Genomic DNA, 25999 nt, shown 5'->3' with positions numbered 1-25999 from the left:
AATTCCTTTTTAGCTCATTGGCAAGAGTTGTGGAATGACAAGCCAGACGTGCTTGACGATCCAGAGTCCGACGATCGCGGAGAGGGCCGCGACCTTCAGCAGGCCGGCAGAGCGGTTTGTCACGCTCAGGATGACCAGAACGAACGGTGCGATAAACGCCAGAACCTGTCCAACCCAGAACATCGTCGTGTACTCGCCGTGGCCTTTGACCGCTTCGAGTGTTGCCGCAACCTCTTCTGCCTTGATCGGCCCGAAGACCAGCTCGGACATGTAAAGGATGAACGCCGCCAGTGCGGAGAGTCCGAGGATGACTGCGAGGTCACGCTTCGCTTCGTACGGCAGGTTGCCGCCCATCAGCAGGACCGTGGCAGAACCCGTAAGCGTCGCCGCCAGGATCATCTGTGCCGCTTCCGTCGGCATCTGCCACAGTTCGCGTGCCGTCGCTTCCGCCATGATGGCCGCCGTATAGAGGGTAACCGGGATCGCCAGGATCACCGCCCAGACAAGCAGCTTGTCAAAGAGCGCGTTGTCCTTCTTGATGAAGGTCGCGAACGCCATACCGAAGAGCACGAGGACGAGGACCGTAACGATCCAGGCACCGACGGTAATTGCCGATGTCCAGTGCGGCGTAAAGAAGATGTGCCAGAAACGGAACATCTGGTGCAGGTCGATGACCGTGAACAGCAGGAAAATATGGATGAAGACGATGGAGACGACTGTCACCGGGAAACGCAGGCTTCCAGCCGCTTCCGGATAACGCTTCATCAGGTAGAAGAGCATGAAAATAACACCGGTACCGATGCTTTTCGCCCACATATTCATTGTAATGATCCATCCCCAGACGATACCCGGGAGCCCGACGTCGAGTGTGACGACGGCGTTTGTCGCAGCTACAGCTTCATGTACCATTAGTGGTGTCCTCCTACCGGCATATGTGTCGTCAGCTTGTTAAAGAGCTGGTGACCTTCGACTCTGAACGATGCCAGAGGATTGAGCTGAACGTTGCCGCCGCCGACGTAGTAGTGGTGCGGATCCGTTCCTTTTTCCGGTTTACGGACCTGAACGTCGCCCTGATGGTTCTGAATATACTTGCTGATATTCGAGGTCGGATCGTCCAGGTCACCGAAGATGTTCGCTTCAACCGGGCAAGCAACAACACAGGCCGGCATAAGGCTCGAAGCGATACGGTGGGCACAGTACGTACATTTGTCAGCCGTCTGCGTTTCCGGGTCGATGTAGATCGCGCCGTACGGACACGCCATAACACAGCCCGCACACCCGATACAACGCTCTTTGTCAATGTTCACGATGCCGTTGTCAATGTAGTGCAGCGCGCTGACCGGACAGATACGCTCACACGGCGCATTGTGACAGTGGTTACAGCGCAGCGGGGTAAACGTCCGTTTTGTCTCCGGGAACGTTCCCACGTCCACATATTTAACACGAAGACGCCATGTGGAAAGCGGAACTTGGTTTTCCACTTTACAGGCGATCTCACAACCCTTACATCCCATACACAGATGCAGATCAACCAGGAAGCCTAATTGCATGTGTTCTCCTTACACCAGTTTTAAGCGGCACAGACGCTTTTGTATCCTCCGTTTCGAACGGAAAATGCAAAAGCGTCAGTACGATTATCATGTCTTATAATATTTAAAACCCCCGCAAATAAGGGCATTATAAGGCATTTACGCTATCTGGATGCTATCGGATTTAACTTTAACTGAAACTAAATTGGCGGCACAGAATTATCAAAATTGGGCTGTTATGTGTAAAAAATGCGGTGTTGGTAAAATTATTTTTAATAATATAAAAAAAGATTGAAGAAGATATTCAATTTAAGTTGACATCTTCTTCGGATAAGCAGGAGTTATCTTACTCGGCGCTCCCCATACGGACGCGGACCGACTGCTCGTGCGCCGTCAGCCCCTCCGTATGCGCGATCAGGGCGCAGGCTTCGCCGATCTCGTTGATGGCCGCCCGGGAAAAGGCGATCACCGAGGACTTCTTCAAGAAGTTCTCGACCCCCAACGGTGAGTAGAAACGGGCCGTCCCGCCGGTCGGAAGCGTGTGGTTCGGTCCGGCAACATAATCCCCGATCGCCTCGGGCGTATAGTGGCCCAGAAAGATCGCCCCGGCATGCTTGATGGAGGCGAGCAGTTCAAAGGGGTTGTCCGTCGACACCTCCAGGTGCTCGGGCGCCACCTCGTTCATCAGCGCGACGGCCTCGGCCATATCCCGCGCCACGATAATGGCACCCCGCTCGACGATGGACTTGCGCGCAATCTGCTCGCGGGGCAGTTTTTGCAGCCAGGCCTCGATCTCGAGGTTCACCTGCTCCGCCAGTTCGGCCGAGGGGGTGATCAGGATGGAACTCGCCATTTCGTCATGCTCCGCCTGCGACAGCAGGTCGATCGCGATGTGGTTGGCGTTCGCACTCGCATCGGCCAGAACCCCGATCTCGCTGGGGCCTGCGATCATGTCGATGTTGACATCGCCGAAGACGAGCTTCTTCGCCGTGGCGACGAAGATGTTGCCCGGGCCCGTGATGACGTCCACTTTCGGGATCGTTTCCGTCCCGTAGGCCATCGCCGCGATCGCGGAGGCGCCGCCGACCTTGTAGACCTCCGTCACTCCACAGAGGTGGCAGGCCGCCAGCAGCAGGGCATTGGGTTCGTTCTCCGGCGTCGGCGTACAGACGACGATCTCCTCGACGCCCGCGACCTGGGCCGGGATAACGTTCATCAGCAGCGAGCTCGGATAGGCTGCCTTCCCGCCGGGGATGTAGAGGCCCGCGCGGTCGACCGGTGTCACCTTCTGCCCCAGGATCGTCCCGTTGCTCTCCGTATCGAACCAGGATTTTGGCAGCTGCTTTTCATGGTAGGCTTTAATGCGGTCATAGGCGAGGTGCAGTGCCGATTTCAATTCGGGCTCAAGCAGGGTGTAGGCCTGCGCCATCGCCTCCGCATCAATTTTTAGCTCTTCATCTTTTTCGGGTGTCCACTGGTCAAACTTCGCGATGTGGCGCTTCAGGGCCGTGTTCTGCTCGCTGCGGATCTCTTTGATGATCCCGCCGACGATAGCGGTGACATGCTCGATATCCATTTTCCCGCGTTCGAGCAGGGTGGAGAAAATCGTGTCGAAGTCGGCGGCGGTCGTCGATGTAAATACCATAATATGTCTCTTTTCTATACTTCTTTGGCGCAATTATAGCCTGTTTGTTTCTTGAATGTCACCCGGCGGGTTTCCGCCGTGGACTCGTGGGAGGCATATGCGGTCCGGTCAGCCTTTGGGACGACGGCGGAACGCCTTGTAGGCCGTGCTGTCGAGCAGGAACTTGTAGCGGTCGGTGATGAGCCGTTTCATCACGTAGCCAAGGAAGCCGGAGAATTTGATCCGTCCGAAGATGACGACGGCCGCGTTGAACCGCCCCAGGGCGACCATGTACCCCTCCAGGCGGATCGACCGTTCCAGCATCGGTTCGCTGCGGTTGCAGCGCAGCAGATTGAGGACTGCGAGCGCGGCACTCTTCTCCGCCCCGTTGGCCGTCGCGGGCAGCGGACGGCCGTCTTCGGCACGGATATCCGCCACGTCGCCGATCGCGAACGCGTCCTCTTTCCCGACGATCGCCAACGTACGGTGCACGGCGATCTGCCCCTTTTTGTTGCGTTCGACGTCCAGTGTATGCACCAGCCTCGGCGCAATGATGCCGCCGGCGTAGATCATGAAATCGAAAGCGACCCTCCTGCCGCTGTCGAGCACGGCTTCGTTCGGCTCCACCGCAGCGACGCGGCTGCCGAAAATGACATTCACCCCGAGTTTCTGCAGTCGTGCCTTCGCCTTGGCCTGCAAATAGGGGTGCATGCCCGCAAGTACTTCATCGCGCGAAGCGATCAGGTGGACGTCGATGCTGTCGCAGAGCATCCGGTTTTTCTGCATGAACCAGCCGGTGTAATCCGCCAGTTCGGCGGCGATCTCGACGCCGCTGAGTCCTGCCCCGGCGACGACGATATTGAAACGGCGGCACTCTTCGTCCCCCTCGCTGTTCATGCGCGCAAAGAGCTGCTGTTCGAACTGCTGCCGGAAGCGGAAGGCGTTTTTGAGGCTTTTGACCCCGTGGGCATAGTCGTGCAGGCCCGGGATCGTATCGGGAAAGAAGGTTCTGCTCCCCATCGCCAGAATGATGTAGTCATAGTAGTAATCGCGCGTCTCGGTCACGACCTTTTTCGCCTCGAAGTCGATGCCCGTCACTTCGGCTTTGACGAAGGCGGCGTAGGCATAGCTCTCGCAGAGCGCGGGCAGATCGACGGTGACATCGACCAGGGTCGCCTGCTGGGCGATCAGCGCGTAGGCTTCGGTCTGAAGATAGTGAAAAGGGTTTTTGTCGATCAGGGTTACCTGGATATAGGGGCGTGCGCTCAAATGCTGCATCGCGCGGACGCCGGCATACCCGCCGCCGACGATGATGACGCGTTTTGTCATGGCGTCCCCCTCTGTGCGCGGCGCGCCTTGTACTCCTCCAAGACGATGTCCGTCGCGTGCAGAAAATCGGCGGCGCCGACGGCGCCCGGGATCGCCGGGAACATCGTTTCGCCGCGACTGTCGAGGAACCAGAGGGCCGGTGTCCCGGGGCTCCAGAGCGCTCCGGGGACAAAATCGCCGTCATCCGTATACGCGACAACGTTGACGAACTCCCCGTTGAGGCGTGCGATTACCTCGGCATTTTGAAACGTCGTCTCTTCCAGATGGCGGCACCATTTGCAGCTGTGGCGGGAGAAAACGAAGAAGATCGGTCTGTCCAGCGTCTTCGCCTTCGCGAGGGCGGCATCATAATCCGTTTCCCACTGGATGCCCTGTCCTGCCATCAACACGGCTGTCAGCATCAGGAGGGAAAGGAGCTTTTTCATTTCCTGATCACCTTTTTGATGATCTCTTTCGCGATCTTCTCGGGGCTTTTGCCTTCGACATCGATGACGATGTCGGCCGCCTTCATATAGTGTTTTTCCCGCTCATCGTACAGGGCCCTGGCACGGGCTTCATCCTGGAAAAGCGGGCGCTTTTTGAGCTTTTTTTCCGCATTCGGGTGGGCGAGGATGCGGCGGTGTATCGTGTCGAAATCCGCATGCAGCAGGACGACGGTACCGATCTTTTTCAGGTTCTTGACTTTGAAAAAACCGCCGCCCGTCGAGATGAGCGTATTGCGCACATCCGATTCGAGCCACTCGGCGACATGCTGTTCGATGGCGCGGAAATACGCTTCACCCTCCTCCTCAAAGATCTTCTTGATCTTCCGGTTCTCCATGCTTTCGATCACGTCGTCCGTATCGAGGGCAACCATGGGGTGCTGTTTCACGATCTCCCGGGCGATGCTGCCCTTGCCGACTCCCATGAATCCGATCAAAATAATGTTCTTTGCCATCTAAATTCCTTCCGGTTATCCTAACCAACCGCTGATATATCTCTCATAAAAACCGCCAGCCATAGGGCGTCATCCGAGGTCGAAAGCACCCGGTGGCGGCAGTGGGCCGGCAGATGCAGCATGTCGCCGCGCTTCAGCGTGACCTGCCGTGCCTCGATCTCGAGCTCCGCCGTCCCTTCGAGCAGCACGACCCACTCCTCCTCATCCTGATCGTACCACTCCGTCCGCGCCCGGTTCGAGGCGATCCGCTCGATCCGGACCGCGCCGCGGCGCAGCAGTAGCTCCAGCGTCTCTTCTCCCTCCGCCGGAGGGGGATACTCAAAAAGATTCTTCATCCAGCAGCAGGCGCACCGTCGTTTTCAGCAGCGGGGCGACGGCGATATCGAAACGCGCTTCGAGCACCTTTTCGCCCCCCGGGAGACGATCAAGCCCGGCCAGACCTTTCCCTTCGGCAAACAGGGCGCCTGTCGATTCGAAAAGCGCCTTGTCGATCGTACTGAGCGGATGCCCTAGCAGCGGATCGGGTTCCAGGGCGCCCAGGCTTTTTTCATTGACCAGATTGACGAGGGGTTCGGGAACGATCAAATAGCGTCCCCGTTCCGCGCACATCAGCAGAATTGCGTCCGCTTCCTCCGCGGCCCTGCCCCGGCGGACAATGCTCTGCAGTGTCACCGTCACCGGCGCCCCCGTCAGTGCCGCCAACGCGGCCTCCCAGCGCCGGGCCGTGGCTTCCAATTCGCTGCGCAGCGCCCCGACTTCCGGTGACGGTTTCTCGGCATGCTGTGGTTTCTGTTCGCTTTTCGGCGCCGTCCCGAACAGCTCCATCAGCGCATCGACCTCCGCCTGGTTCAGGACACCCCGCGCCATCAGAACTGCTCCAACAAACGTTTGAAGAGTCCGGCAATGCCGCTTTCGCTTGCCTGTACCGTGACGCTGCGGTCGATATCGGCCATGATGTTCTGCGCAATCGCCTGCAGCTCCCGGGTCGGCCTGGCGGTGGGGAACTCCCGTACAAAACTCGATCGCCGCTTGACCGCATAGGCGACCTTGTCATCCCGGGTCATCTCTCCGAGCAGCTCGAGGCGAAGATCCGGCCCGATATGCGTATTGGCGACACTGCTGATCTTCGCGAAGATGTTGTGGGCCTCTTTGGGGCTGTGGACCTGGTTGAGGATCATCTTGATATCCTTGCGGCGGCGCGCCGTCACCTTGATCGTGGCATAAGCGTCCGTAATGGCCGCGGGGTCCGGTACCGTGACGACGATCACGTCATCGGCGGATTGCAGGAAAAGCTGCGTGTGCTCGCCTATGCCCGCCCCGGTGTCGATCAGCATGATGTCGATGTCGTCAAGCACCCCTGCATCGCCGATAAGCCGCTCGAACATCTCCGCATCGCAGTAGCGGAAGATCTCCTCCCCGCTCTCGCCGGGGATCAGCAGCAGGTTCTTCCGGATGGGGATGACGACATCCTTCAGCGCTGCCTCCCCCTTGAGGACGTGCAGAATATTGTGCTTTGCCGTCACGTTGAACATGACGTCCAGGTTCGCCAGACCGATATCGGCGTCGAAGACCGCCACCTTCAGGCCGCTGATGGAGAGCAGCAGCGCCAGGTTGGAGGTGATCGTGCTTTTGCCGACCCCGCCCTTGCCACTGGTGACGGCGATAAACCGGGTGCGCTTGGCCGGGCGGCTCATCGCGTCCTCCCCGGCAGCAAAGAGAGCGGGATCACGACGCTTTCGCGCTCACGCCAATGCGGATGGGGAACGGTCAAATCCGGATAATCCAGCTGTCTCCGGTCATAAAAGAGGAGATCGAGGTCCAGGGTCCGCGGTGCGTTGGCAAAGGTGCGTACCCGCCGGAATCGGCGCTCGATGCGCAGTAGGTGACGCATCAGCGCGCGCGGCGGCAGTGTCGTCTCGATGAGAAGCACCCCGTTGATGAAGTCGGGTTGGTCCGCATAGCCGAACGGGGGGTTCTGCAGCAGCGCTGAAGCGGAAAGCACGTTGAGGAGCGGGTCGCGGCGAAGGTGGACGAGCAGCCGTTCGAAGCGTCTGACGACGTCTCCCAGGTTGCCCCCGATCCCGACAACCGCCCTGTGCGGCAGACCGCGACCGGGGAAGAGGCCGGGAAACTGACCTGTGCGGATCAGGACCAGGCCGGAGGAGAGCCGCCGCTCGATCATTTACGTCAGGCCTGCTGCGCCGCCTGCTGCGCCGCCTGTTTTGCCACACGGATTTCATTGAAGATCTGCAGCATACCGACCATGGCGAGGTGGTAACCGAACGGGCCGAAGCCGACGATGGAAGAGGTGCACACCGGCGCGATCATGTTCTGCTGTCTGAACTCTTCGCGGCGTGCAATGTTGCTGATATGGACCTCGAGCGTCGGCAGGTTGACGGCGGAGATCGCATCGCGGATCGCGATGGAAGTATGGGTGTAGGCCGCGGCGTTGAGGATGATGCCGTCCGCGTCGCCGTAACACTCCTGGATGCGGTCAACGATCTCGCCCTCAAGGTTGCTCTGGAAAAACTCGACTTCCACGCCGTTCTGGTCAGCGAACTCTTTCATCTGCTGGTGGATCTGTTCAAGCTTCATCGGCCCGTAAATCTGCTGTTCACGGACGCCGAGCATATTGAGGTTCGGTCCCTGAATGACTGCAATTTTCATTAATCTTCCTTATCTCGTTTTAAAATCGAGTGGGTATTATACGCTTGACTATATTAAAGCGTTCTTCTAAGGGCAGCCGATGACGATTCTCATTCCCTCCGCGATTCTCACACCGACCGGCATCATGACCGAACACGCCGTCGCCTTCGAGGAGACCATCGTCGCCGTCGCGCCTTCCGATACGCTCCAAGCGCGTTTCCCCGACGCCGATATCCTCGAAGCGGAGGGGCCGACGCTGCTGATGCCCGGCCTGATCAATCCCCATGTCCATCTCGAATTCAGCGCCAATAAAACGACCCTGAAATACGGCAATTTCCTCACCTGGCTCTACAGCGTGATCGAGGAGCGCGAAGCGCTCGTCAATGCCTGCGGCCGGGAGTGCCTCGATCGCACGATCGCCATGATGCTCAGTAACGGCATCACGGCCTTCGGGGCCATCAGCTCCCACGGCCTGGACCTTGAAGCCGCCGCCGCCGCGCCGCAGAAAGTCGTCTTTTTCAATGAGGTCATCGGCTCGCAGGCGGCGATGGCCGACGCCCTGTACGGGGATTTCCTGCAGCGTCTCGATGCCTCGAAAAGCGTCGAACGCCCCGGTTTTTTCTCCGCCGTCGCCGTCCACTCCCCCTACTCTGTCCACCCCGCCCTCATCAAGCGCGCCCTGCGGGTTGCACGGGACGAAGGGCTCGTCACGACAGCCCACTACCTCGAAAGCCCGGCCGAGCGGGAGTGGCTCGACCGGAACGAAGGAGAGTTCAAACCCTTCTTCCACGAGCTGCTCCAGCAAGAGTATGCCGTCAACGATGCCGCGGGCTTCCTCGAACTGTTCACCGACACGCCGACCCTGATGACCCATGTCGTCCAGGCACAGCCCACAGAGCTCGAAGCCCTCTCCCGCGCAGGCCATACCGTCATCCACTGTCCCGTATCCAACCGGCTTCTGGGCAACGGCGCCATCGACCTTGACGCCCTCGAAGCCCATGAACTTACCTGGCTGACGGGGACCGACGGACTCAGCTCCAACTACGCCCTCGACCTCTTCGAAGAGATGAAAATAGCGCTCTTCATGCATTCGGAGACCCCGCTGCTTCCCCTGGCCCGCCGCCTGCTCAACAGCGTCACCGTCGATGCGGCGAAGGCCCTGCGCCTCAACTGCGGCGAAATCGCCGAAGGGAAAGCCGCCGACATGCTCTGGCTTGAGCTGGACCATACCCCCAGCGACGACACGCCGCTGCATCTGCTGCTGCAGCGCTACCCCTTCCGCCGAATCTTTATCGACGGGATCTCCCCCAAAGGATAACCATGCACTTTTTGAAAATGCTGTTTGCCCCCCTGGGCGCGATAATCGACTATATCCAGAACCACTTCAAGGCGCTGCTGTTCGTGCTGCTGCTTTTCGTGCTCTTTTTCCCGATGCCCGACGACGGGTTTGAAAGCGTTAATCTCCAGCGCATCGAACTGAACGGCCCTATTATCGATACGACCGAGGTCGTCCGTTCCCTGGAGGAGGCCCGGGGCAATCCCCAGATCGAGGGGGTACTGCTCGTTGCCGACTCCCCCGGCGGCGCCGTGGCCCCCTCCGTCGAAGTGGCCTATGCGGTCAAACGGCTGCGTGAGACCAAACCCGTGGTCGTCTACGCCAAGGGAATGCTTGCGAGCGGCAGCTACTACGCTTCCATCTGGGCCGACGAGATCATCGCCAACCCCGGCGCCATGGTCGGTTCCATCGGTGTCATTATGCAGGGCGCGAACCTGCAGGGTCTGATGGAAAAAGTCGGTATCGGCACCCAGGTCGTCAAGGCCGGCAAATACAAACAGGCCGGCACGCCGGACCGTACCTGGACCCCCTATGAACGGGCCGAGATCGAAAAAGTCATTAAAGACACCTATGCGATGTTCGTTCACGATGTTGCCGATGCGCGCGGCCTTGACCCCGATAAAAGCAGCGTCTATGCCGATGCGCACATCTTTACGGCACGCCAGGCGAAAGCCGTTGGCCTTATTGACAGCGTTGGTGTCGAATACGATGCGCGGCAGCGTCTCGAAGCGCGCAGCGGCGTCTCCGACCCCGTCTGGAGCGAAGAGAGCGATATGGAACGTTTTTTCCGCGCCCTCGGCGTGGAAGGGACCAGCATGATGCAACTTTATTTCCCGCATATGGTTCTCAAATAAAGAGCACGCTATAATGTGAAAAACTGATGTACAGCGCACTGTCATCCGCACTAGAAAGAAAGAGATAATATATGATCAAACGACCGAAACCTATCGATGAAGAAGTTCTTTTCGACGGCAGAAGCCTGATCTCCGAAACCGACCTGAAAGGGGTCATTACCTTCGTCAACCGCAAATTCGTGGAGATGACGGGCTACTCCAAAGAGGAAGCCCTGGGAGAGCCCCACAGCATTCTGCGCCATCCCGACATGCCCAAAGCGGCGTTTGAGGGGATGTGGAAACTGATCAAAGAGGGAAAGACCTGGGAAGGGTACGTCAAAAACCTCCGCAAGGACGGAAAATACTACTGGGTCGTCGTCACGATCGTGCCGAAAAAAGATGAAGCGGGCAATATCATCGGCTATATCGCTTCGCGTAAGATGCCGGACCGTGACAAGCTCAAAACCGTCATCAAGCAGTACCAGGACCTCATCGCCAAAGAAAAATAGTTTTGGTGATTCACTAACAAACGTTATGGATCGGGCCGGAACACTGCCCCCTCTTCCCCCCGTTTCAGGGGCGATTTAAGGATAACGCCAAGTTTGCTCTGCTAGAGTGGAGTCAGGGTAAAGCTCTTTACCTTGGTTTTAACCCCGTTGCGGATCACGATGGTCCGCATGTTCAAGTTTCGTTCGGAGACGGAAGAGTACAGCCGTACTTCTTCCCTCTTTCTCGCCCCTTTCCGACACTTCCGTTACGAGCCCATACGCAACCTAAGTCCCCACGTGGTAAAATAGCACCCATTTCAATTTGCGAGCGTGCATGAAGATCATCATAGCCATCAGCGGTGCAAGCGGAGCCTCCCTGGGACTCAAAACCCTCCGGGCCCTGCCGGATCATGTCCAGAAGCACCTCATTGTCTCCGAAAACGCCAAGACGGTTTTCCGCCACGAGCAGGATGTCACGCTGCACGACGAGGACGACATCGCCGCGCCGCTGGCCTCCGGCTCCTTCGGCGCGGATGCGATGCTGATCATCCCCTGCAGTATGAACACGCTGGCCAAGGTGGCCGTCGGCATCGCGGACAACCTGACCACACGGGCGGCGAGCGTGATGATCAAGGAGCATAAGACCCTGCTGCTCGCACCCCGGGAGATGCCCTTTTCGGCCATTGCCCTGGAAAACATGCACAAACTGGCAACCCTGGGTGTCTTTATCGCCCCGCCGGTCCTGGCATATTATTCGCAACAGGAGAGCCTCGATGCCATGGAGAACTTTATGATCGGCAAATGGTTCGACCTGATCGGTATCGAAAACGATCTTTACAGACGCTGGGGGAGCGATGATTAAAACAGCACTCTATCCGGGGACCTTCGACCCCATCACCAACGGGCACTACGACATCATCGCACGGGCGCTCAAACTCTTCGACCGCGTCATCGTCGCCGTCGCCGAGTCGCACACGAAAAAGCCGATGTTCACCCTGGATGAGCGCGTCAGCATGGCCCATGCCGCCGTCGGGGGCCTCGAGCATGTCGAGGTGATCGGCTTTGACAATCTCACCATAGACCTGGCGCGCGAATACGGTGCTGATATCCTGATCCGCGGTCTGCGCGCCGTCAGCGATTTCGAATACGAATTGCAGCTGGGCTATTTGAACCATTCGCTCGATGCGAACGTCGAAACGGTCTACCTGATGCCCAGTCTGAGAAACGCCTTTGTCAGCTCCTCCATCGTGCGCAATCTGCTCACCTTCAACGGCAAAACGGAGCACCTGCTGCCCGCCGAGGTGGAAGCCATCATCCGGGGAATGGACTCATGTACCTTGTCCTAGAGGGGATCGATACCGCCGGGAAGTCGACCCAGATGGCAGCCCTGAGGGAGCGTTTCCCCGATGCCTGTTTCACCAAGGAACCCGGCGGCACGCCTGCCGGGGAGCGGATCCGCTCCCTGCTCCTGGAGACGGGGGTCCGGTCCGAGCGCGCGGAGATGCTGCTCTTCCTGGCCGACCGCAGCGAGCATATCGAGGAGGTCGTCCTTCCCCACCGCTCCGAACTGATCGTCTCGGACCGTTCGGTCATTTCGGGGATGGCCTACGCCATGGTCAAGCAGGCGTTCGAGCCCGACGAACTGCTCCACCTCAACCGCTTTGCCACGGGAGGGGTGCTGCCCGACTTCGCCGTCGTATTGAAGCTGGAAGAACCCGAGCTCAGACGCCGTCTCGCCGGCAAAGAGCAGGACGCCATCGAGTCCCGGGGCACCGAGTACCTGCTGGCGATTCAGGATGAACTGGAGCGGGCCGCCCGGCTGCTGGGGATCCCGACCCTCGTCATCGATGCCGCGCTGGACGTCGATACGATCACCGAACAGATCGAAGAAATTATCATCACCAAAGGAGAGTCATGATTCGTTCCCTGCGTGGTATGAATGACATACTGCCGCCGGACAACGTGCGGTTTGAATACTTTTTGGAAACGGCCACGGCCATCGCCAGGCGTTACGGCTTCAGCTACGTCGAAACGCCGCTGCTCGAGGAGACGACGCTGTTCAAACGCTCCGTCGGCGAGTCCAGCGACATTGTCGGCAAGGAGATGTACCAGTTCATCGACAAGGGCGAGAACGACGTCTGTCTCCGCCCCGAAGGGACCGCCGGCGTCGTGCGCGCTTTCGTGCAGAACAAGCTTGACCGCGCCGGGGGGATCCACCGCTATTTCTACCACGGGCCGATGTTCCGCTACGAACGCCCGCAGAAGGGGCGCCTGCGCGAATTCCACCAGTTCGGCTGCGAAAGCTTCGGCGTTGATTCCGTCTACGAGGACGTCACGATCATCACGATGATCGCCGACATTCTCACGGCCCTTGGGATCTCTTTCCGTCTCAAGATCAACTCCCTCGGCGACCAGCACTGTATGCCGCAGTACCGCGAGATGCTCGTCGGTTTCCTCGACAAGCACGAAGAGCATATCTGCGAGGATTGTGCCCGCCGCAAAGCGACCAACCCCATCCGCGTGCTCGACTGTAAGAACGACAAGTGCCAGATCCTCTACCAAGAGGCTCCGAAACTGATGGACAACCTCTGCGAAGCGTGCGAGAGCGACTTTGCGACGCTGAAACAGCTGCTCGACGAGGGCGGGATCGCCTACGAGGTCGACACCCACCTGGTGCGCGGACTGGACTACTACTCCAAGACGGCGTTCGAGTTCGTCAGCGACGAGATCGGTGCCCAGAGCGCCGTGGCCGGCGGGGGGCGCTACGACCGCCTCGTCGAGTTCCTGGACGGCCGCGCTACCCCGGCCGTCGGTTTCGCCATCGGGATCGAACGTCTGCTGGAGCTGATCAAAATGCCCGAAGCGCTCCGTCACGGCTACTACATGGGGGCGATGGACGCCGAGTCCCTGCCCCAGATCATGCAGCTCGCCCGTGACAAACGCACCGGTGACACCGTCGTCGTCGAATACGCGCCCAAAGGCCTCAAGGCCCACCTCAAAGGGGCCGACCGCATCAACGCACGCTATTGCGTCGTGATCGGCGAAAACGAACGCAACGAAGGGAAGGTCTGGATCAAAGACCTCGAAACCAAAACCGAATCGGTTATTCCGGCCGATCAACTCTAACTTCAGGAAGCACGCACATGCAACAGCCCTACGGACTCGATATCTGGGGTGACCAAAACTTCATTATTCGCGACGGGAAAGCCCACATCAACTATAAAAGCTCTCCCGCGCTCATCGATATTACCACGCAGATCCGTTCGGAGGGGATTACCGGTCCCGTCATTCTCCGGTTTCCCCACCTCATTGCCAAACAGATCGATGCGCTTTACGGCCACTTTACCCGGGCCATCGAAGAGAACCACTACCAGGGGCGTTTCAAGGCCGTCTTCCCCCTGAAGGTCAACCAGTACCCCGAAGTGGTCAAATCGATCGTGGAGGCGGGCCGGGAACACGGTTACGGCCTCGAGGCCGGCTCCAAAGCCGAACTGATCCTCGCCATGGCCAATACGCCGACGGGCTCCCCCATTACTGTCAACGGCTTCAAAGATGTCGAGATGATCACTATGGGCTTCCTCGCGGCGCAGATGGGACATAACATCACCCTGACCATCGAGGGGATCGGCGAACTCGAATCGATCATTGAAGTCGCCGAGAACACCTCTTTCCGTGTCCCGAATATCGGTATCCGTATCCGTCTGCACAGCGGCGGCAGCGGTATCTGGGCCAAAAGCGGCGGGATGCAGGCCAAATTCGGCCTCACCTCGACCGAACTGCTCGAAGCCTTCGACCTGCTCAAGCGCCATAACCTGCTTGACCGCTTTACGATGCTCCATTTCCATATCGGGTCGCAGATGGACGAGATTGCCCCGCTCAAACGCGCGCTGCGCGAAGCGGGGAACATCTACGCCGAACTCAAACGGATGGGGGCCGACGCCCTGCGGGCCATCAACATCGGCGGCGGCCTCTCCGTCGAATACGCCCAGCACCCGACGCAACGTGTCCGGAACTACAGCCTCAAAGAGTTCGCCAACGACGTTGTCTTCCTGCTCGGCGGCATCATGCGGGCCAAAGGGGTCGAACACCCGAACATCGTCACCGAGTCGGGCCGTTTCATCACCGCGTCGCACGCCGTCCTCGTCACGCCGGTGCTGGAGCTCTTCTCCCACGACTACCAGGAGCGCTCCCTCAAGCTCAAGGAGGTCAACCCGCCGCTGATCGAGGAGCTGCTCGAACTGAACAATATGCTCACCTCGGGCAACAGTATCGAGTATCTGCACGACGCGCTTGACCACCTCGAATCCCTGCTCAAACTTTTCGAGCTGGGCTATATCGACCTCCAGGACCGCTCGAATGCGGAGACCCTCGTACATTTGATTATCAAAAGAGCGCTCTACCTCAAGCAAAGCAACCAGCTGCCCGAGATCGAACGGCTGCAGGAGAGGCTGCAGGAGCGCTACCTTGTCAACAGCTCTTTCTTCCAAAGCATGCCGGACTACTGGGGGCTGAAACAGCACTTCCCCGTCATGCCGCTGGACCGGCTCGAACAGCCGGCAATCCGTGCCGCGTCGCTGTGGGACATCACCTGCGACAGCGACGGGGAGATCGGCTTCGATCCCAAGGCGCCGCTCTACCTGCACGACGTCGACCTGGACGTCGAGGAGTATTTCCTCGGCTTTTTCAACGTCGGCGCCTACCAGGAGACCCTCGGCATGCACCACAACCTCTTCAGCCATCCCAGCGAGGCAACGGTACTGATCGACGACGACGGTTACCGCTTCACCAACCTCGACGAAGCCGAAGATATCCTGGAGATCCTCGATAACCTCGAGTATGACCCGGCCACCGTATTAAAACAACTTGAAACGCGTATCGCCGAATCCGAATTTATGACAAAGGAAGAAAACCGTGATACACTTTCCACACTTAAACACTTTCTGGCGCAAAACGGCTACTTGCGTACAACGAAATAAAGGGGTTCGCATTGGGACTGTTTGCTGAGATCAGAGAAGATTTTTCGAACGTCTACCGCAACGACCCCGCGATCAGCAGCCGCTTCGAACTCTTCTTCAACTATCCCGGTATCTGGGCCGTCACCTGGTACCGCATCGCCAACCGGTTCTACCGGAAGGGGCTTCGCCGCACCGCCCGTTTTATTATGGCCATTAACCAGGTGTTGACCAACATTGACATCCACCCGGGCGCGACGATCGGCCGCCGTTTCTTCATTGACCACGGCATCGGCGTCGTCATCGGGGAGACCTGTATTATCGAAGATGACGTGCTCGTCTACCAGGGCGTGACCCTGGGTGGGGTCAGCCTCACCCCGGGCAAACGCCACCCGACAATCAAAAGCAACGCCGTCATCGGCGCCGGTGCGAAGGTGCTCGGCGACATCATTATCGGCGAAAACGCCAAGATCGGTTCGAACTCCGTCGTCGTCAAACCGGTTCCGGACAACTCTACCGCCGTCGGCATCCCGGCTCGGATTATTGAAAAGGGACGTGACAAAGACCCCCTCAGCCACAACAAACTCCCCGATATCGACAAGGAGCTCTTCGAGTACCTGCTCAAGCGGGTCGCCGTCCTCGAGCATATCCTGATGCAGGACAACGCTGAGATCCTCGAACAGGATCTGGAGCTGGAGCATATCTACGATTCGTTCCTCAAAGCGATGAAATGAACGCCGCGAAGCTCCTCTTCGCCGTAACACTGCTTGCCGTCACCCTTCTCGCCTTTATCCCGACGTACGAACCGCTCCCGGAGATCGTTTCCTTCAGTGACATTCTCAACCACTTTGCCGCGTTTTTTACCCTCTACATGCTCCATCTTTTCGCCTACCCCGCATTTTCATGGCGCCGGCGCAGCGCGCTCCTGCTCGGCTACGGCGTTCTGATCGAAGCCGTGCAGGCCTTTCTCCCGAACCGGTACGCTTCACTGTCCGATGTTGCCGTCGATGCCGCCGCCCTGACGGCTGCAATGCTGCTTCACCTCCTTGTTTATCGTCTCAGAGCGCGCCGCGCTTAAATTTCGCTCCGAGAGGCCGTTTCAGCACTGCCCTTATGCTTATAGTGGTATAATTTCATGATTTAACACTAGGGATTTTTCCCGCCAAAAGGCATAGAATGCAACTGACCGATAGAGTAAATGTCCTCTCCGAATCGATCACGATCGCCGTCACCGCCCTCGCGCAGGAGCTGCGCGCCCAGGGCAAGGACGTGCTGAGTTTCTCCGCCGGCGAACCGGACTTCGGTACGCCCCGCGTCATCAAAGATGCCGCTATCCAGGCCATCGAAACCGATAAGACCCGCTATACGGCCGTCGACGGCATCCCGGAACTTAAACGTGCCGTCATCGAGAAACTGAAACGCGATAACGGCCTGCATTACGAGATGAACCAGGTCATCGTCAACAACGGTGCCAAGCATTCGCTCTTCAACCTCTTTTCGGCGACGATCCAGGAAGGCGACGAGGTGATCATTCCCGCGCCGTACTGGGTCACCTACCCGGAGCTGGTCAAGTACTGCGGCGGTACCCCCGTCGAGATCATGACCGACGACGCCAGCGGCTTCAAGATCACGCCGCAGCAGCTGCAAGCAGCCATCACGCCGAACACGAAGATGCTGATCCTCACGACGCCGTCCAACCCGACGGGTGCCGTCTACTCCAAAGCGGAGCTCGAAGGACTCGCAGAGGTCCTCAAAGGCACCGACATCATCGTCGCCAGCGATGAAATGTACGAAAAACTCATCTACAAAGGGGAGTTCACCTCCGCGGCGGCAATCAGCGACGATATGTTCCAGCGGACCGTCACCATCAACGGTCTGAGTAAATCCGTCGCGATGACGGGGTGGCGTTTCGGCTACATGGCCTCTGCGGATACGGAGATGATCAAGGCGACGAAGAAACTGCAGAGCCAGAGCACGTCGAACATCAACTCCATCACCCAGTATGCCGCGCTCAAAGGGCTCGACGGTTCCGCCGACGAGGAGATCGAGATGATGCGCCAGGCCTTTATGGCGCGCCGTGACGAAGCGGTCGAACGCTTCAACGCCGTCGACGGCCTCTCCGTCCTCTCCCCGGACGGGGCCTTCTACCTCTTTGTCAATATCAAAGCGGTCACGGATGACTCTCTTACCTTCTGCAAGCGCCTGCTCGAAGAGAAAGAGGTCGCCGTCGTCCCGGGACTCGGCTTCGGCATGGACGGCTATTTCCGCTTCAGCTTTGCCACCGACATCGAGAATATCCGCGAAGGGATCGCGCGGATCGCCGACTTCGTCAAAACCTACTGATCCTTTGCAGCCTTTGCGGCTGCATCTTCCAGCGTTTCCCACCTATCTGAATCTACCCTCTTCTTCATTCTTTCTCTATCCTATTCTAGAAACTTTGCTGTATGGTTGAATAGCGATCTCTCGATGCCATGCATCAATGCGGTAAGATATAAACAAAGATCGAAAATATTTTCCAGGCAGAGCAGATGAAAAGCAAAATTTTCAAATCAGACAGACTCCCTTTCATTGAATTGCGCTATGTCTCAAAAGTTGTCAGTTGTGACAAAATGCATCAGCACGACGCCTTGACGATAAGCGGCATAAAAAGCGGACAGTTGAATATCGAATTCAATGAGAAGAAAGAAGCGTTAAAACCGAACTCAATTTCAATTATCAACCCGGGGCTGGCGCATCGGGCCACGATGACAACGCTTGAAACAAAAGAGAGCTATGTACTTTTTTTAGGTGTAGCATGGTGCAAATCATTGCAAAACACTCTCTTGCACGGTCATGCGGATTATGCGCCTGTGAACATTACGCTCTTGGACGATCAAGACGTCTTTTGCCACTTTATGACTATGTGCGATACATTGCTTTCAAGTGAATGCTCTTTACTCGAAAAGGAGGAGAAGGTCGTCAACTTTGCCACGCCACTCTTCCTCAACTTTTGCGATAATCACGAAACCAATAATATCGATATAGAGAGTCAGGCATTGGCGTTAAAAATCGAAGCATACATTGTTGAAAACCTTGAAAACGAACTTTTATTAGGTGACATTGCTGACGCCATGCACCTCTCCATCGCGCATATATTGAGGGTGTTTAAGAAAGAGTTCGGTCTGCCTATCCATTCATACATTATCAATAAAAAGGTCCATTTGGCCAAAGAGTTGCTGTCCCGTAACCTATCGGTCTCGGAGGCGGCCCAGATGAGCGGATTTTTTGATCAGAGCCACTTAAACAGACTGTTTAAAAGGGTCTTTCAACTCACTCCCAGAGAGTATCAGAAAAATCTTTTTTCATAAATGTTCATTTTGTACAAGATTTAATTTTCTATTTTTTGTAGCATGTTCCTACATCATTTTCTAGGAGCATTTCATGGCAACGTATATTGATCATGCCGAAATAAAAATGGGACAGATTCTTACGATAGGCATCCTGTCGATCGCTTTGGTTTTACAAGACAGTAGGCTGCTCATTGTCTTGAGCATACTGTTCTTGTTATCGGGTACCGTAAGGTCTCTCAGTCCCTTCTCACTTCTATACCGATGGGTTGTACAACCGTTGGGTATTATGAAATCGGATTACCGGCTCGATAATATACAGCCGCACAAATTCGGACAGCTCATCGGGGCTTTGAGTCTGGCATCGGTGCTGGCAATGCTGCACTTCGATTACCGATTAACCGCCTGGGGAGTCGTTGTCGTCTTGATCACACTGACTGCCGTTTCGTATGCAGGCTGGTGTATAGGCTGTTTTCTCTATTTTCAATTGAACCGCTTAGGTTTTGGCGGATTTTTCAGGCATTCGCCTACCGACAAGAAAAAATTTATGGGTATGCGATCGGGGATAACGAAAGATGAGATTGCGTAAGGCGGGGATTCCCCCCTTTTTACGCCTTAAGCAGCCGTGCCAGTTTGCCCTGGAGCTTCAACCAGAGTCTGTGTTCCATCAGCGGGAACCCGCCGTAGACGCCGGCTTTATCGACATTTTTCGTCACGCCGCCGCGCGCGGCAATCGTCGTGAACGGCGCGATAGAGAGGTGGCCGGCCGTTGCGCTCTGGCCGCCCATGACGACGTTGCGTCCGAGGTTTGAGGAGCCTGCAAGCCCCACCTGGGAGACTAGAACGCTGTATTCGCCGACAACGCAGTTGTGGCCCACCTGGACAAGGTTGTCGATGCGCACCCCTTTTTTGATTACCGTACTCTTGAAGACGGCACGGTCAATCGTCGTATTGGAGCCGATCTCGACGTCATCCTCGATCACGACGTTTCCGTTCTGATAGATTTTGACATGTTCGCCCAGCTTGGTCGTCGCGAACCCGAAACCGTCACTGCCGATGACCGTTCCCGCGTGGATGATACAGTCGCTGCCTAGCTTGCAATCGCGGTAGACCGTCACGTTGGGATAGAGGATCGTGTTATCGCCTATCGTGACATTGTTGCCGACAAAAGCACCCGGCATGATATGACAGTTCTCTCCGATACGGCTTCCCTTGGCGACAAAGGCACCCTCCTCGATCACCGTCCCCTCGCCGATAATACTCTCAGGCAGATCATGTTCAAGGCGAAGAGGAGCGAAAAAGGCGGAGGCTTTCGCCAGCACGATATAGGGCTCGTCGACGATCAGGGGAGTGCACTGTTCGGGCAGATGCTGCGCCATCGCCTCCGTCACCAGCACGGCTGCGGCATTGGTTCCCGAGAGCTGTGAAGCGTATTTCGGGTTTTCCAAAAAGCTCACTTCATTCTGCCCCGCTTCCTGCAGGGCATTGAGACCGTTGATCTCCCGCTCCTCCCCGCTGAAGGGAATGGCGAGTTTTTGGCAGAACTCACTCAGTTTCATGCGCTTTCGTCCTCCGTTTGGTGCTGATCCCCTCTTTGGCCAGTTTCGACAGCCGGCTCTGCAGCCGGGTCCAGAGGCGATGCTCCATCAGCGGGTAGCCGCTGAAGATTTTACCGCTCTCCTTGATGGACTTCGTGACGCCCGAACGCGCCGTGAAGGTCGTAAACGGGGCGATCTCGAGGTGATCGGAAAAGGCCGTCTGGCCGCTGACGACACAGTTGCGGCCCAGATGCGTCGACCCGCCGACGCCGACCTGCGCAACGAAGATACAGTGCTCCCCGATGTCGCAGTTGTGGCCGATATGCACGTTATTGTCGATCTTGGCGCCGCGGCGGATAATCGTCGAATTGAACAGCGCCCGGTCGATCGAGCAGTTTGCCCCGATCTCGACGTCATCTTCGATGACAACGTTGCCGTTTTGGTAGATCTTAACGTGTTCGCCCTGGGCCGTATGCGCGTAGCCGAAGCCGTCCGCGCCGATGGTGCTGCCGCCGTGGATACGGCAACGCGAACCGATACGGCAGTCGCGGTAGATTGTCACATTGGGGAAGATCACCGTATCATCGCCGATCACGACGCCCGATCCGACATAGGCGCCGGCCATCACCGTGACGCCTTTGCCGATGACGGTCCCCTTCTCGATATTGGCGCGCGGGTCGATGAAACTCTCAACCCCGATAATCGGTTCGGCGGCATTATGATCGATCAGCGGCGGTGTAAAGAGGGATGTCGCCTTCGCCATCGCAAGGGAGACGTCCTCGCAAACCAGGGCGATACAGTGTGCAGGAACGGCATCCGCGGCATCCGCTTTGACCAGCACCGCCGCGGCCTTTGTCGTCTCCAGAGATTTGAGGTAACGGTTATCCGAAAGGTAGGAGAGTTCTTCTGCCGACGCCTCCGCCAGCGTATTCATCGCACGAATCTCGCGCTCTTCACCCGGCAGTGGCGTTCCGAGTGTTTCCGCGATAAGAGAGAGTCGCACCTAGCGCTCCAGGGCCACGGTGCCGCTGCGTACGATCTCTTTGGGATTGAAACGTTTAACAGCTTCGAGGTAGTGCGAAACGCGTTTGGGCTCGTCGGCGACCATCGCGATGATCATGTCGTTGCCGACATTGACGATCTTGCCGTTGTAGGCCTTGCTCAGCGTTTCGATATCGGAGAGGTTCTCCCCGATCGGGAACTTGACCATCGCCATCTCCTTCTCGACGAGATCGGCGTGTTCATAGACCCGCAGAACGGGGATGAGCTTGTGCAGCTGCTTGATGATCTGTTCGATCACCCGGACGGAGCCGGAGGTCGCGATCGTCAGGCGGGAATATTTCGATTCCGGGATCGGCGCGACGGTCAACGACTCGATATTGTAGCCGCGGGCCGAAAAGAGGTCCGTGATCCGCGACAGGGCACTGGCTTCGTTCTGTAAGATGACCGATACAACTCTTCTTTCGTTTTGCATCATTTATCCTTGTATTCCAACATCATATTAAACAGCGAACCGCCGGCCGGGACCATCGGCAGAACGTTCTCGAAACGCGAAACGCTGACGTTGATCATCGCCACGACGTTCTTCTCGACCGCATCTTTGAGCGCGGCGTCGAACTCCTCTTTCGTCTCGACGTTGTAGCCGACTCCGCCGAAGCTCTCGACGAGCCCGACCCAGTTGGGCTGCATGGAGAGGTCCGTCTCCGAATAGCGCTTGTCGTAAAAGAGCGTCTGCCACTGGCGGACCATCCCCAGGAAATGGTTGTTCAGGATGACGTTGATGACCGGCAGTTTGTACTCGACCGACGTCATCAGCTCCTGGATATTCATCAGGATCGAGCCGTCGCCCGTGACGTTGATGCTGACGCGCTCCATATCGCCGCGCTTGACCCCCATCGCCGCCGGGAAACCAAAGCCCATCGTGCCCAGTCCGCCGGAGCTGATGAACTGACGCGGCCGCGTGAAGGGGTAGAACTGGGCCGTCCACATCTGATGCTGGCCGACGTCGGTGCTGATATTAGCCTTTTCGCCCAGCAGCTGCCCGATGCGCTCGATGACCCACTGCGGTTTGATCGTACCCGCTTCCTCTTCATAGCCCAGCGGATGCAGTTTGTTGAAGTGGTCGATCGTCTCCAGCCACGGTGCATAACGTTCCGGATCGACTTTACCCTTGGCCAGGGTCGTCATCTCTTCGACGACGTACTTTACATCCCCGACGATCGGGTACTCCGCGTTGACGAGCTTGGAGATGCTCGCGGGGTCGATGTCGACATGGATAACGTCGGCATTTTTCGCGAACTCGCTCAGTTTCCCGGTCACGCGGTCATCGAAACGCGCCCCCAGACCGATGACCAGGTCAGTTTCGCTCATCGCCATGTTCGCGGCATAGGAGCCGTGCATCCCCAGCATGGAGATCACGAGCGGGTTGTCCGCCCCCATCGTGCCGCGGGCCATGAAGGTTTCAACCGCCGGAATGCCCGTCATTTTCGCGAAAGCACGGACTTCGTCCGCCGCATTGGCGCTGATGATACCGCCGCCGAGGTAGAGCAGCGGACGCTTGGCCGCGGCAATAGCCTCGATCGCCTTTTTGATCTGGCGTGCATTCCCTTTGGTCGTCGGCTTGTAGGTCTCCATCTCTACCGGTCTGCTGTAGTCGAACTCGGCGATCTGTGCCGTAACGTCTTTGGGAATGTCGACGTGGACCGGTCCCGGCCGCCCGGTCGCGGCGAGGTAAAAGGCCTCTTTCAGGACGCGCGGAAGGTCCGCCGCGTCGGTGACAAGGTAGTTATGCTTCGTACACGAGCGGCTGATACCGACGGAGTCGATCTCCTGGAACGCATCCGTCCCGATCAGCGACATCGGGACCTGCCCGCTGATAACGACGAGAGGGATGGAGTCCATATACGCATCGGCGATTCCCGTCACGGCGTTGGTAAAGCCCGGTCCGGAGGTGACCATCGCCACGCCGACCTTGCCCGTTACCTTCGCATACCCCTCCGCTGCATGCACGGCCGCCTGCTCGTGCCGGGTCAGGATATGTTGGAAATCGTCTTGTTTGTATATTTCGTCATAGACGTTCATGATGGCACCGCCGGGGTAACCGAATACGGTATCAACCCCTTCGTGTTTCAGTGCCTCAATGACCATCTGTGCGCCACTCATCTGCATGGCTTTCTCCTCGTAAAAACGTCCCGTAGATAGCACAGTGTTCTATCGGTTCCGAGACTCTATCTAAATCAGATAAAAATGGGGTAATTATAGTCGATTAATCGTTAAACAGGGGTAAGTTTTTCGCTTAAATAAGGGGGAAAGAGGGATTTAGTGCTCCCCCTCTTCGCAAAAAGCGATTGCCACCCCTTCGCGCACTCCGTCGTCGATCACGATCGCGTCATTGTAGTCAAGCACTTCGTAGAAGAGCTCGACAATAACGATCCCCGCGACGATCAGCGCCTCGCGTCCCACACCGACATAAAGCGTGCGTGTCATTTCGTCCAGCGCCAGCAGTTCCTGCAGCGCCTTCTCGCAATCGGGCCTGCTGAGTCTGTAGCCGTTGATCTTCGTCGGGTCGTAGCTGTCGTAGGTCATTCCCTGCAGAAACGCGGCAATGGTCGTCGGGGTCCCGGCCGTCATCACGAAGGTCAGGGGGCGCCCTTTGGTAATGATGTACGTATCCACAAAGATGTACACCTCACGCAGCAGTTGAAGCTGCACGAAGGTCCTGATCTCCTCGGGATCTTCGCACTGCTGGGCCACCGTCACGATGCCGATGGGAAAACTCTTTGAGACCGTCTCGCCCTTTTGATAGAAGATTACCTCCGTCGAGCCGCCGCCGATGTCGATCATGCAGAGCGATTCCGCTGACATCCCGAGTTCCGCCAGGCGGGCACGGGCCGCCGTCAGGGCGTAAAACGCCTCCCGGTCGGCATCGATCACCTCGAACCGCACCCCCGTCTCCCCGGCAATCCGGTCAAGCACTTCGTCACTGTTCTTCGCCATACGCATCGCCGCGGTCGTGACGGCGTGGTAGGGCGTTTTTTTCAGATCGAACAGCGCATCGGCCTCTTTCAGCGCGGCGATCACCCGCTCGACCGCGCCCTCGTCTATCAGGCCCGTCTCGTGCATCCGGTCTGCGGTCTTGACGATCCGTTCGCATTCGCGGCCGAAGCTGCCCGTCGCACAATCGTATTCGATGGCGCGGCAGGTGTTCGACCCCAGGTCGATCGCAACGACTTTGGCCATAGAGGTCAGTGCCCTTCCTGGCTGAGATAGCCGTGGCGGTGAAGGAGGTCGCGGATCTCGTTCTGGTGCGCCTCGCCCTTCGTCTCCAGATGGATCGTCACGTTGGCATCCCCGTAGTCAAGATCCGTCGAGGTGCGGTCGTAAGCGATATGCACAATGTTCGCGTTGAGGGACTTGAGCAGTTCTGTTAGCTGCATCAGCGATCCCGGACGGTCGACCAGGGTAACGGTCAGTTTCATTTTCCGGAACGATTTGAGCAGACCCTTCTCGATAATGACGGAGAGCAGCGTGACGTCCACGTTCCCGCCCGAAAGCACCACGGCGACCCTTTTGCCGACAAGGTGCGGCAGTTTTTTGTGCAGCAGCGCCGCGACACCGACGGCACCGGCCCCTTCGACTGAGAGCTTCTGTTTTTCCAGCAGAAAGAGGATCGCGTTGGCGATCTCTTCGTCGTCGACGCCGATAAAACGGTCGACGCTCTCCAGGATGTATGCCAGGGTCTTCGGCGACGTGTCGCGCACGGCGATCCCGTCGGCAATGGTACGGACCGAGGTCGTATCGATCGGCCGCTTTGCTTCAAAAGATTGACGCATCGCCGGCGCGCCGGTCGCGCTGACGCCGATCACCTCGATGGAGGGGTCTAGATGCTTAATGGCAGCCGCAACGCCGCTGATCAGGCCGCCGCCGCCGACGGGGACGACCACCGCGTCAGGACGTTCACCCGCCGCCAACAGTTCCAGGCCCAATGTTCCCTGTCCGGCGATGACCTCGTCATCTTCAAAGGGGTGGACGAACTCCAGCCCGTGCTCCGTACCGTAGGCGACGGCATGGGCATAGGCTTCGTCGTAGTTGTTGCCGTGCAGGATGACTTCCGCCCCGAAATGGCGCACACCGTCCACCTTGGTCAGCGGCGTCGATTCGGGCATGACGATGACGGCACGGATCCCGAACTGCGACGCGGAGTAGGCAACCCCCTGGGCATGATTGCCCGCACTCGCCGCGACAACGCCGCGTGCGCGTTCCGTGTCGCTCAGCGAAGCGATCTTGTTGTAAGCACCCCGGATCTTGAACGCACCCGTGATCTGGAGGTTCTCCTTCTTGAGGTAGACCTCGCAGCCGCTCATTTCACTGAGATAGGGCGCAAAGGCATAGGGGGTTTTCGTCACGACGCCGCCGATGCGTTCGGCGGCCTGTTCGATCTTGCTGAAAGGAAACAACGGTG

General features: G+C 57.8%; 30 protein-coding genes. 13 read left to right on the top strand and 17 right to left on the bottom strand.

Translation table 11 applies throughout. From position 1 onward, the window contains the following. Positions 1 to 9: 9 nt before the first annotated feature. The 11 genes from nrfD to aroQ all read right to left on the bottom strand — a co-directional run bounded on the left by nrfD (position 10) and on the right by aroQ (position 8086). Positions 10 to 909 carry an NrfD/PsrC family molybdoenzyme membrane anchor subunit gene (nrfD, locus tag WCY31_RS05100; RefSeq protein ID WP_231020990.1) on the bottom strand — a complete coding sequence of 300 codons (900 nt, stop codon included), beginning with the start codon at positions 907 to 909 and terminating at the stop codon, positions 10 to 12. Next, the gene (locus WCY31_RS05095; RefSeq protein WP_231020989.1) at positions 909 to 1427 is read right to left on the bottom strand and encodes a 4Fe-4S dicluster domain-containing protein; all 519 of its coding nucleotides are present in this window, start codon (positions 1425 to 1427) and stop codon (positions 909 to 911) included. The genes nrfD and WCY31_RS05095 overlap by 1 nt, the downstream gene beginning before the upstream one ends. A 448-nt stretch (positions 1428 to 1875) precedes the next feature. Further along, positions 1876 to 3174, bottom strand: a complete 1299-nt coding sequence (hisD, locus tag WCY31_RS05090) for a histidinol dehydrogenase (protein ID WP_345973453.1) — start codon at positions 3172 to 3174, stop codon at positions 1876 to 1878. A 108-nt stretch (positions 3175 to 3282) separates the two neighbouring features. Next, positions 3283 to 4482: an NAD(P)/FAD-dependent oxidoreductase gene (locus WCY31_RS05085; protein WP_345973452.1), complete on the bottom strand. Its 1200-nt coding sequence runs from the start codon at positions 4480 to 4482 to the stop codon at positions 3283 to 3285. Continuing rightward, on the bottom strand, positions 4479 to 4907 hold the full coding sequence (locus tag WCY31_RS05080) for a thioredoxin family protein (protein WP_345973451.1): 429 nt from the start codon (positions 4905 to 4907) through the stop codon (positions 4479 to 4481). The genes WCY31_RS05085 and WCY31_RS05080 overlap by 4 nt, the downstream gene beginning before the upstream one ends. After that, a complete protein-coding gene (locus WCY31_RS05075; protein WP_345973450.1) occupies positions 4904 to 5419 on the bottom strand; it encodes a shikimate kinase in 516 nt (171 codons plus the stop codon). Before WCY31_RS05075 ends, WCY31_RS05080 begins: the two co-directional genes overlap by 4 nt. Positions 5420 to 5439: 20 nt before the next feature. After that, entirely contained in the window at positions 5440 to 5754 is a 315-nt protein-coding gene (locus WCY31_RS05070) for a cupin domain-containing protein (RefSeq protein ID WP_345973448.1), read from the bottom strand. Further along, a complete protein-coding gene (locus tag WCY31_RS05065) occupies positions 5738 to 6286 on the bottom strand; it encodes a hypothetical protein (protein WP_345973447.1) in 549 nt (182 codons plus the stop codon). The genes WCY31_RS05070 and WCY31_RS05065 overlap by 17 nt, the downstream gene beginning before the upstream one ends. Beyond that, positions 6286 to 7113, bottom strand: a complete 828-nt coding sequence (locus WCY31_RS05060; RefSeq protein ID WP_345971216.1) for a P-loop NTPase — start codon at positions 7111 to 7113, stop codon at positions 6286 to 6288. The genes WCY31_RS05065 and WCY31_RS05060 overlap by 1 nt, the downstream gene beginning before the upstream one ends. Then, positions 7110 to 7601: a 2-amino-4-hydroxy-6-hydroxymethyldihydropteridine diphosphokinase gene (gene folK, locus WCY31_RS05055; RefSeq protein ID WP_345973446.1), complete on the bottom strand. Its 492-nt coding sequence runs from the start codon at positions 7599 to 7601 to the stop codon at positions 7110 to 7112. The genes WCY31_RS05060 and folK overlap by 4 nt, the downstream gene beginning before the upstream one ends. A gap of 5 nt (positions 7602 to 7606) precedes the next feature. Then, entirely contained in the window at positions 7607 to 8086 is a 480-nt protein-coding gene (gene aroQ, locus WCY31_RS05050; RefSeq protein WP_345971212.1) for a type II 3-dehydroquinate dehydratase, read from the bottom strand. A 79-nt stretch (positions 8087 to 8165) separates the two neighbouring features. Between aroQ and mqnF the strand changes: the two genes are divergently transcribed. From mqnF to WCY31_RS04985, 13 genes are all read left to right on the top strand, one after another. Next, entirely contained in the window at positions 8166 to 9383 is a 1218-nt protein-coding gene (mqnF, locus tag WCY31_RS05045; protein WP_345973444.1) for an aminofutalosine deaminase family hydrolase, read from the top strand. Positions 9384 to 9385: 2 nt separating this feature from the next. After that, the gene (gene sppA, locus WCY31_RS05040; RefSeq protein ID WP_345973443.1) at positions 9386 to 10255 is read left to right on the top strand and encodes a signal peptide peptidase SppA; all 870 of its coding nucleotides are present in this window, start codon (positions 9386 to 9388) and stop codon (positions 10253 to 10255) included. A gap of 71 nt (positions 10256 to 10326) precedes the next feature. Beyond that, the gene (locus WCY31_RS05035; RefSeq protein WP_231020977.1) at positions 10327 to 10743 is read left to right on the top strand and encodes a PAS domain-containing protein; all 417 of its coding nucleotides are present in this window, start codon (positions 10327 to 10329) and stop codon (positions 10741 to 10743) included. A 313-nt stretch (positions 10744 to 11056) separates the two neighbouring features. Next, entirely contained in the window at positions 11057 to 11584 is a 528-nt protein-coding gene (locus WCY31_RS05030; RefSeq protein WP_345973441.1) for a UbiX family flavin prenyltransferase, read from the top strand. Next, positions 11577 to 12068: a pantetheine-phosphate adenylyltransferase gene (gene coaD / locus WCY31_RS05025; protein WP_231020975.1), complete on the top strand. Its 492-nt coding sequence runs from the start codon at positions 11577 to 11579 to the stop codon at positions 12066 to 12068. Before WCY31_RS05030 ends, coaD begins: the two co-directional genes overlap by 8 nt. After that, positions 12053 to 12640 carry a dTMP kinase gene (tmk, locus tag WCY31_RS05020; protein ID WP_231020974.1) on the top strand — a complete coding sequence of 196 codons (588 nt, stop codon included), beginning with the start codon at positions 12053 to 12055 and terminating at the stop codon, positions 12638 to 12640. Before coaD ends, tmk begins: the two co-directional genes overlap by 16 nt. After that, positions 12637 to 13848: a histidine--tRNA ligase gene (hisS, locus tag WCY31_RS05015; RefSeq protein ID WP_345973439.1), complete on the top strand. Its 1212-nt coding sequence runs from the start codon at positions 12637 to 12639 to the stop codon at positions 13846 to 13848. The genes tmk and hisS overlap by 4 nt, the downstream gene beginning before the upstream one ends. A gap of 17 nt (positions 13849 to 13865) precedes the next feature. Beyond that, on the top strand, positions 13866 to 15698 hold the full coding sequence (gene speA / locus WCY31_RS05010) for a biosynthetic arginine decarboxylase (RefSeq protein ID WP_345973437.1): 1833 nt from the start codon (positions 13866 to 13868) through the stop codon (positions 15696 to 15698). Positions 15699 to 15709: 11 nt separating this feature from the next. Beyond that, the gene (gene cysE, locus WCY31_RS05005; RefSeq protein ID WP_345971200.1) at positions 15710 to 16408 is read left to right on the top strand and encodes a serine O-acetyltransferase; all 699 of its coding nucleotides are present in this window, start codon (positions 15710 to 15712) and stop codon (positions 16406 to 16408) included. Then, positions 16405 to 16752, top strand: a complete 348-nt coding sequence (locus WCY31_RS05000) for a VanZ family protein (protein ID WP_345973435.1) — start codon at positions 16405 to 16407, stop codon at positions 16750 to 16752. The genes cysE and WCY31_RS05000 overlap by 4 nt, the downstream gene beginning before the upstream one ends. 98 nt (positions 16753 to 16850) lie before the next feature. After that, positions 16851 to 18017 carry a pyridoxal phosphate-dependent aminotransferase gene (locus WCY31_RS04995; RefSeq protein ID WP_345973434.1) on the top strand — a complete coding sequence of 389 codons (1167 nt, stop codon included), beginning with the start codon at positions 16851 to 16853 and terminating at the stop codon, positions 18015 to 18017. 185 nt (positions 18018 to 18202) lie between these two features. Then, entirely contained in the window at positions 18203 to 19021 is an 819-nt protein-coding gene (locus tag WCY31_RS04990) for an AraC family transcriptional regulator (protein WP_345973432.1), read from the top strand. 73 nt (positions 19022 to 19094) lie between these two features. Continuing rightward, complete coding sequence (locus WCY31_RS04985) at positions 19095 to 19589, top strand: DUF4395 domain-containing protein (RefSeq protein ID WP_345971192.1); 495 nt, start codon at positions 19095 to 19097, stop codon at positions 19587 to 19589. A 19-nt stretch (positions 19590 to 19608) separates the two neighbouring features. Here WCY31_RS04985 and lpxD (WCY31_RS04980) read toward each other — a convergent pair whose 3' ends face one another. From lpxD (WCY31_RS04980) to ilvA, 6 genes are all read right to left on the bottom strand, one after another. Further along, a complete protein-coding gene (gene lpxD, locus WCY31_RS04980) occupies positions 19609 to 20559 on the bottom strand; it encodes a UDP-3-O-(3-hydroxymyristoyl)glucosamine N-acyltransferase (protein WP_345973430.1) in 951 nt (316 codons plus the stop codon). Next, positions 20546 to 21541: a UDP-3-O-(3-hydroxymyristoyl)glucosamine N-acyltransferase gene (gene lpxD, locus WCY31_RS04975; RefSeq protein WP_345973428.1), complete on the bottom strand. Its 996-nt coding sequence runs from the start codon at positions 21539 to 21541 to the stop codon at positions 20546 to 20548. The genes lpxD (WCY31_RS04980) and lpxD (WCY31_RS04975) overlap by 14 nt, the downstream gene beginning before the upstream one ends. After that, on the bottom strand, positions 21542 to 22015 hold the full coding sequence (gene ilvN, locus WCY31_RS04970; RefSeq protein ID WP_231020966.1) for an acetolactate synthase small subunit: 474 nt from the start codon (positions 22013 to 22015) through the stop codon (positions 21542 to 21544). Continuing rightward, positions 22012 to 23706, bottom strand: coding sequence for an acetolactate synthase large subunit (locus WCY31_RS04965; protein ID WP_345973426.1), 1695 nt, complete (start codon positions 23704 to 23706; stop codon positions 22012 to 22014). Before WCY31_RS04965 ends, ilvN begins: the two co-directional genes overlap by 4 nt. Positions 23707 to 23856: 150 nt before the next feature. Next, positions 23857 to 24777 (bottom strand): phosphatase, encoded by a 921-nt coding sequence (locus tag WCY31_RS04960; RefSeq protein ID WP_345973424.1) that lies wholly within the window; start codon positions 24775 to 24777, stop codon positions 23857 to 23859. Between the two features lie 5 nt (positions 24778 to 24782). Next, positions 24783 to 25994 (bottom strand): threonine ammonia-lyase, encoded by a 1212-nt coding sequence (gene ilvA / locus WCY31_RS04955; protein ID WP_345971181.1) that lies wholly within the window; start codon positions 25992 to 25994, stop codon positions 24783 to 24785. Positions 25995 to 25999: the final 5 nt, after the last annotated feature.

This window comes from Sulfurimonas sp. HSL3-1 (assembly GCF_039645995.1).
Classification (GTDB): domain Bacteria; phylum Campylobacterota; class Campylobacteria; order Campylobacterales; family Sulfurimonadaceae; genus Thiomicrolovo; species Thiomicrolovo diazotrophicus.
The sequence above is the reverse complement of the archived record's forward strand: the minus strand, read 5'-3'. Positions and strand labels throughout refer to the sequence as shown.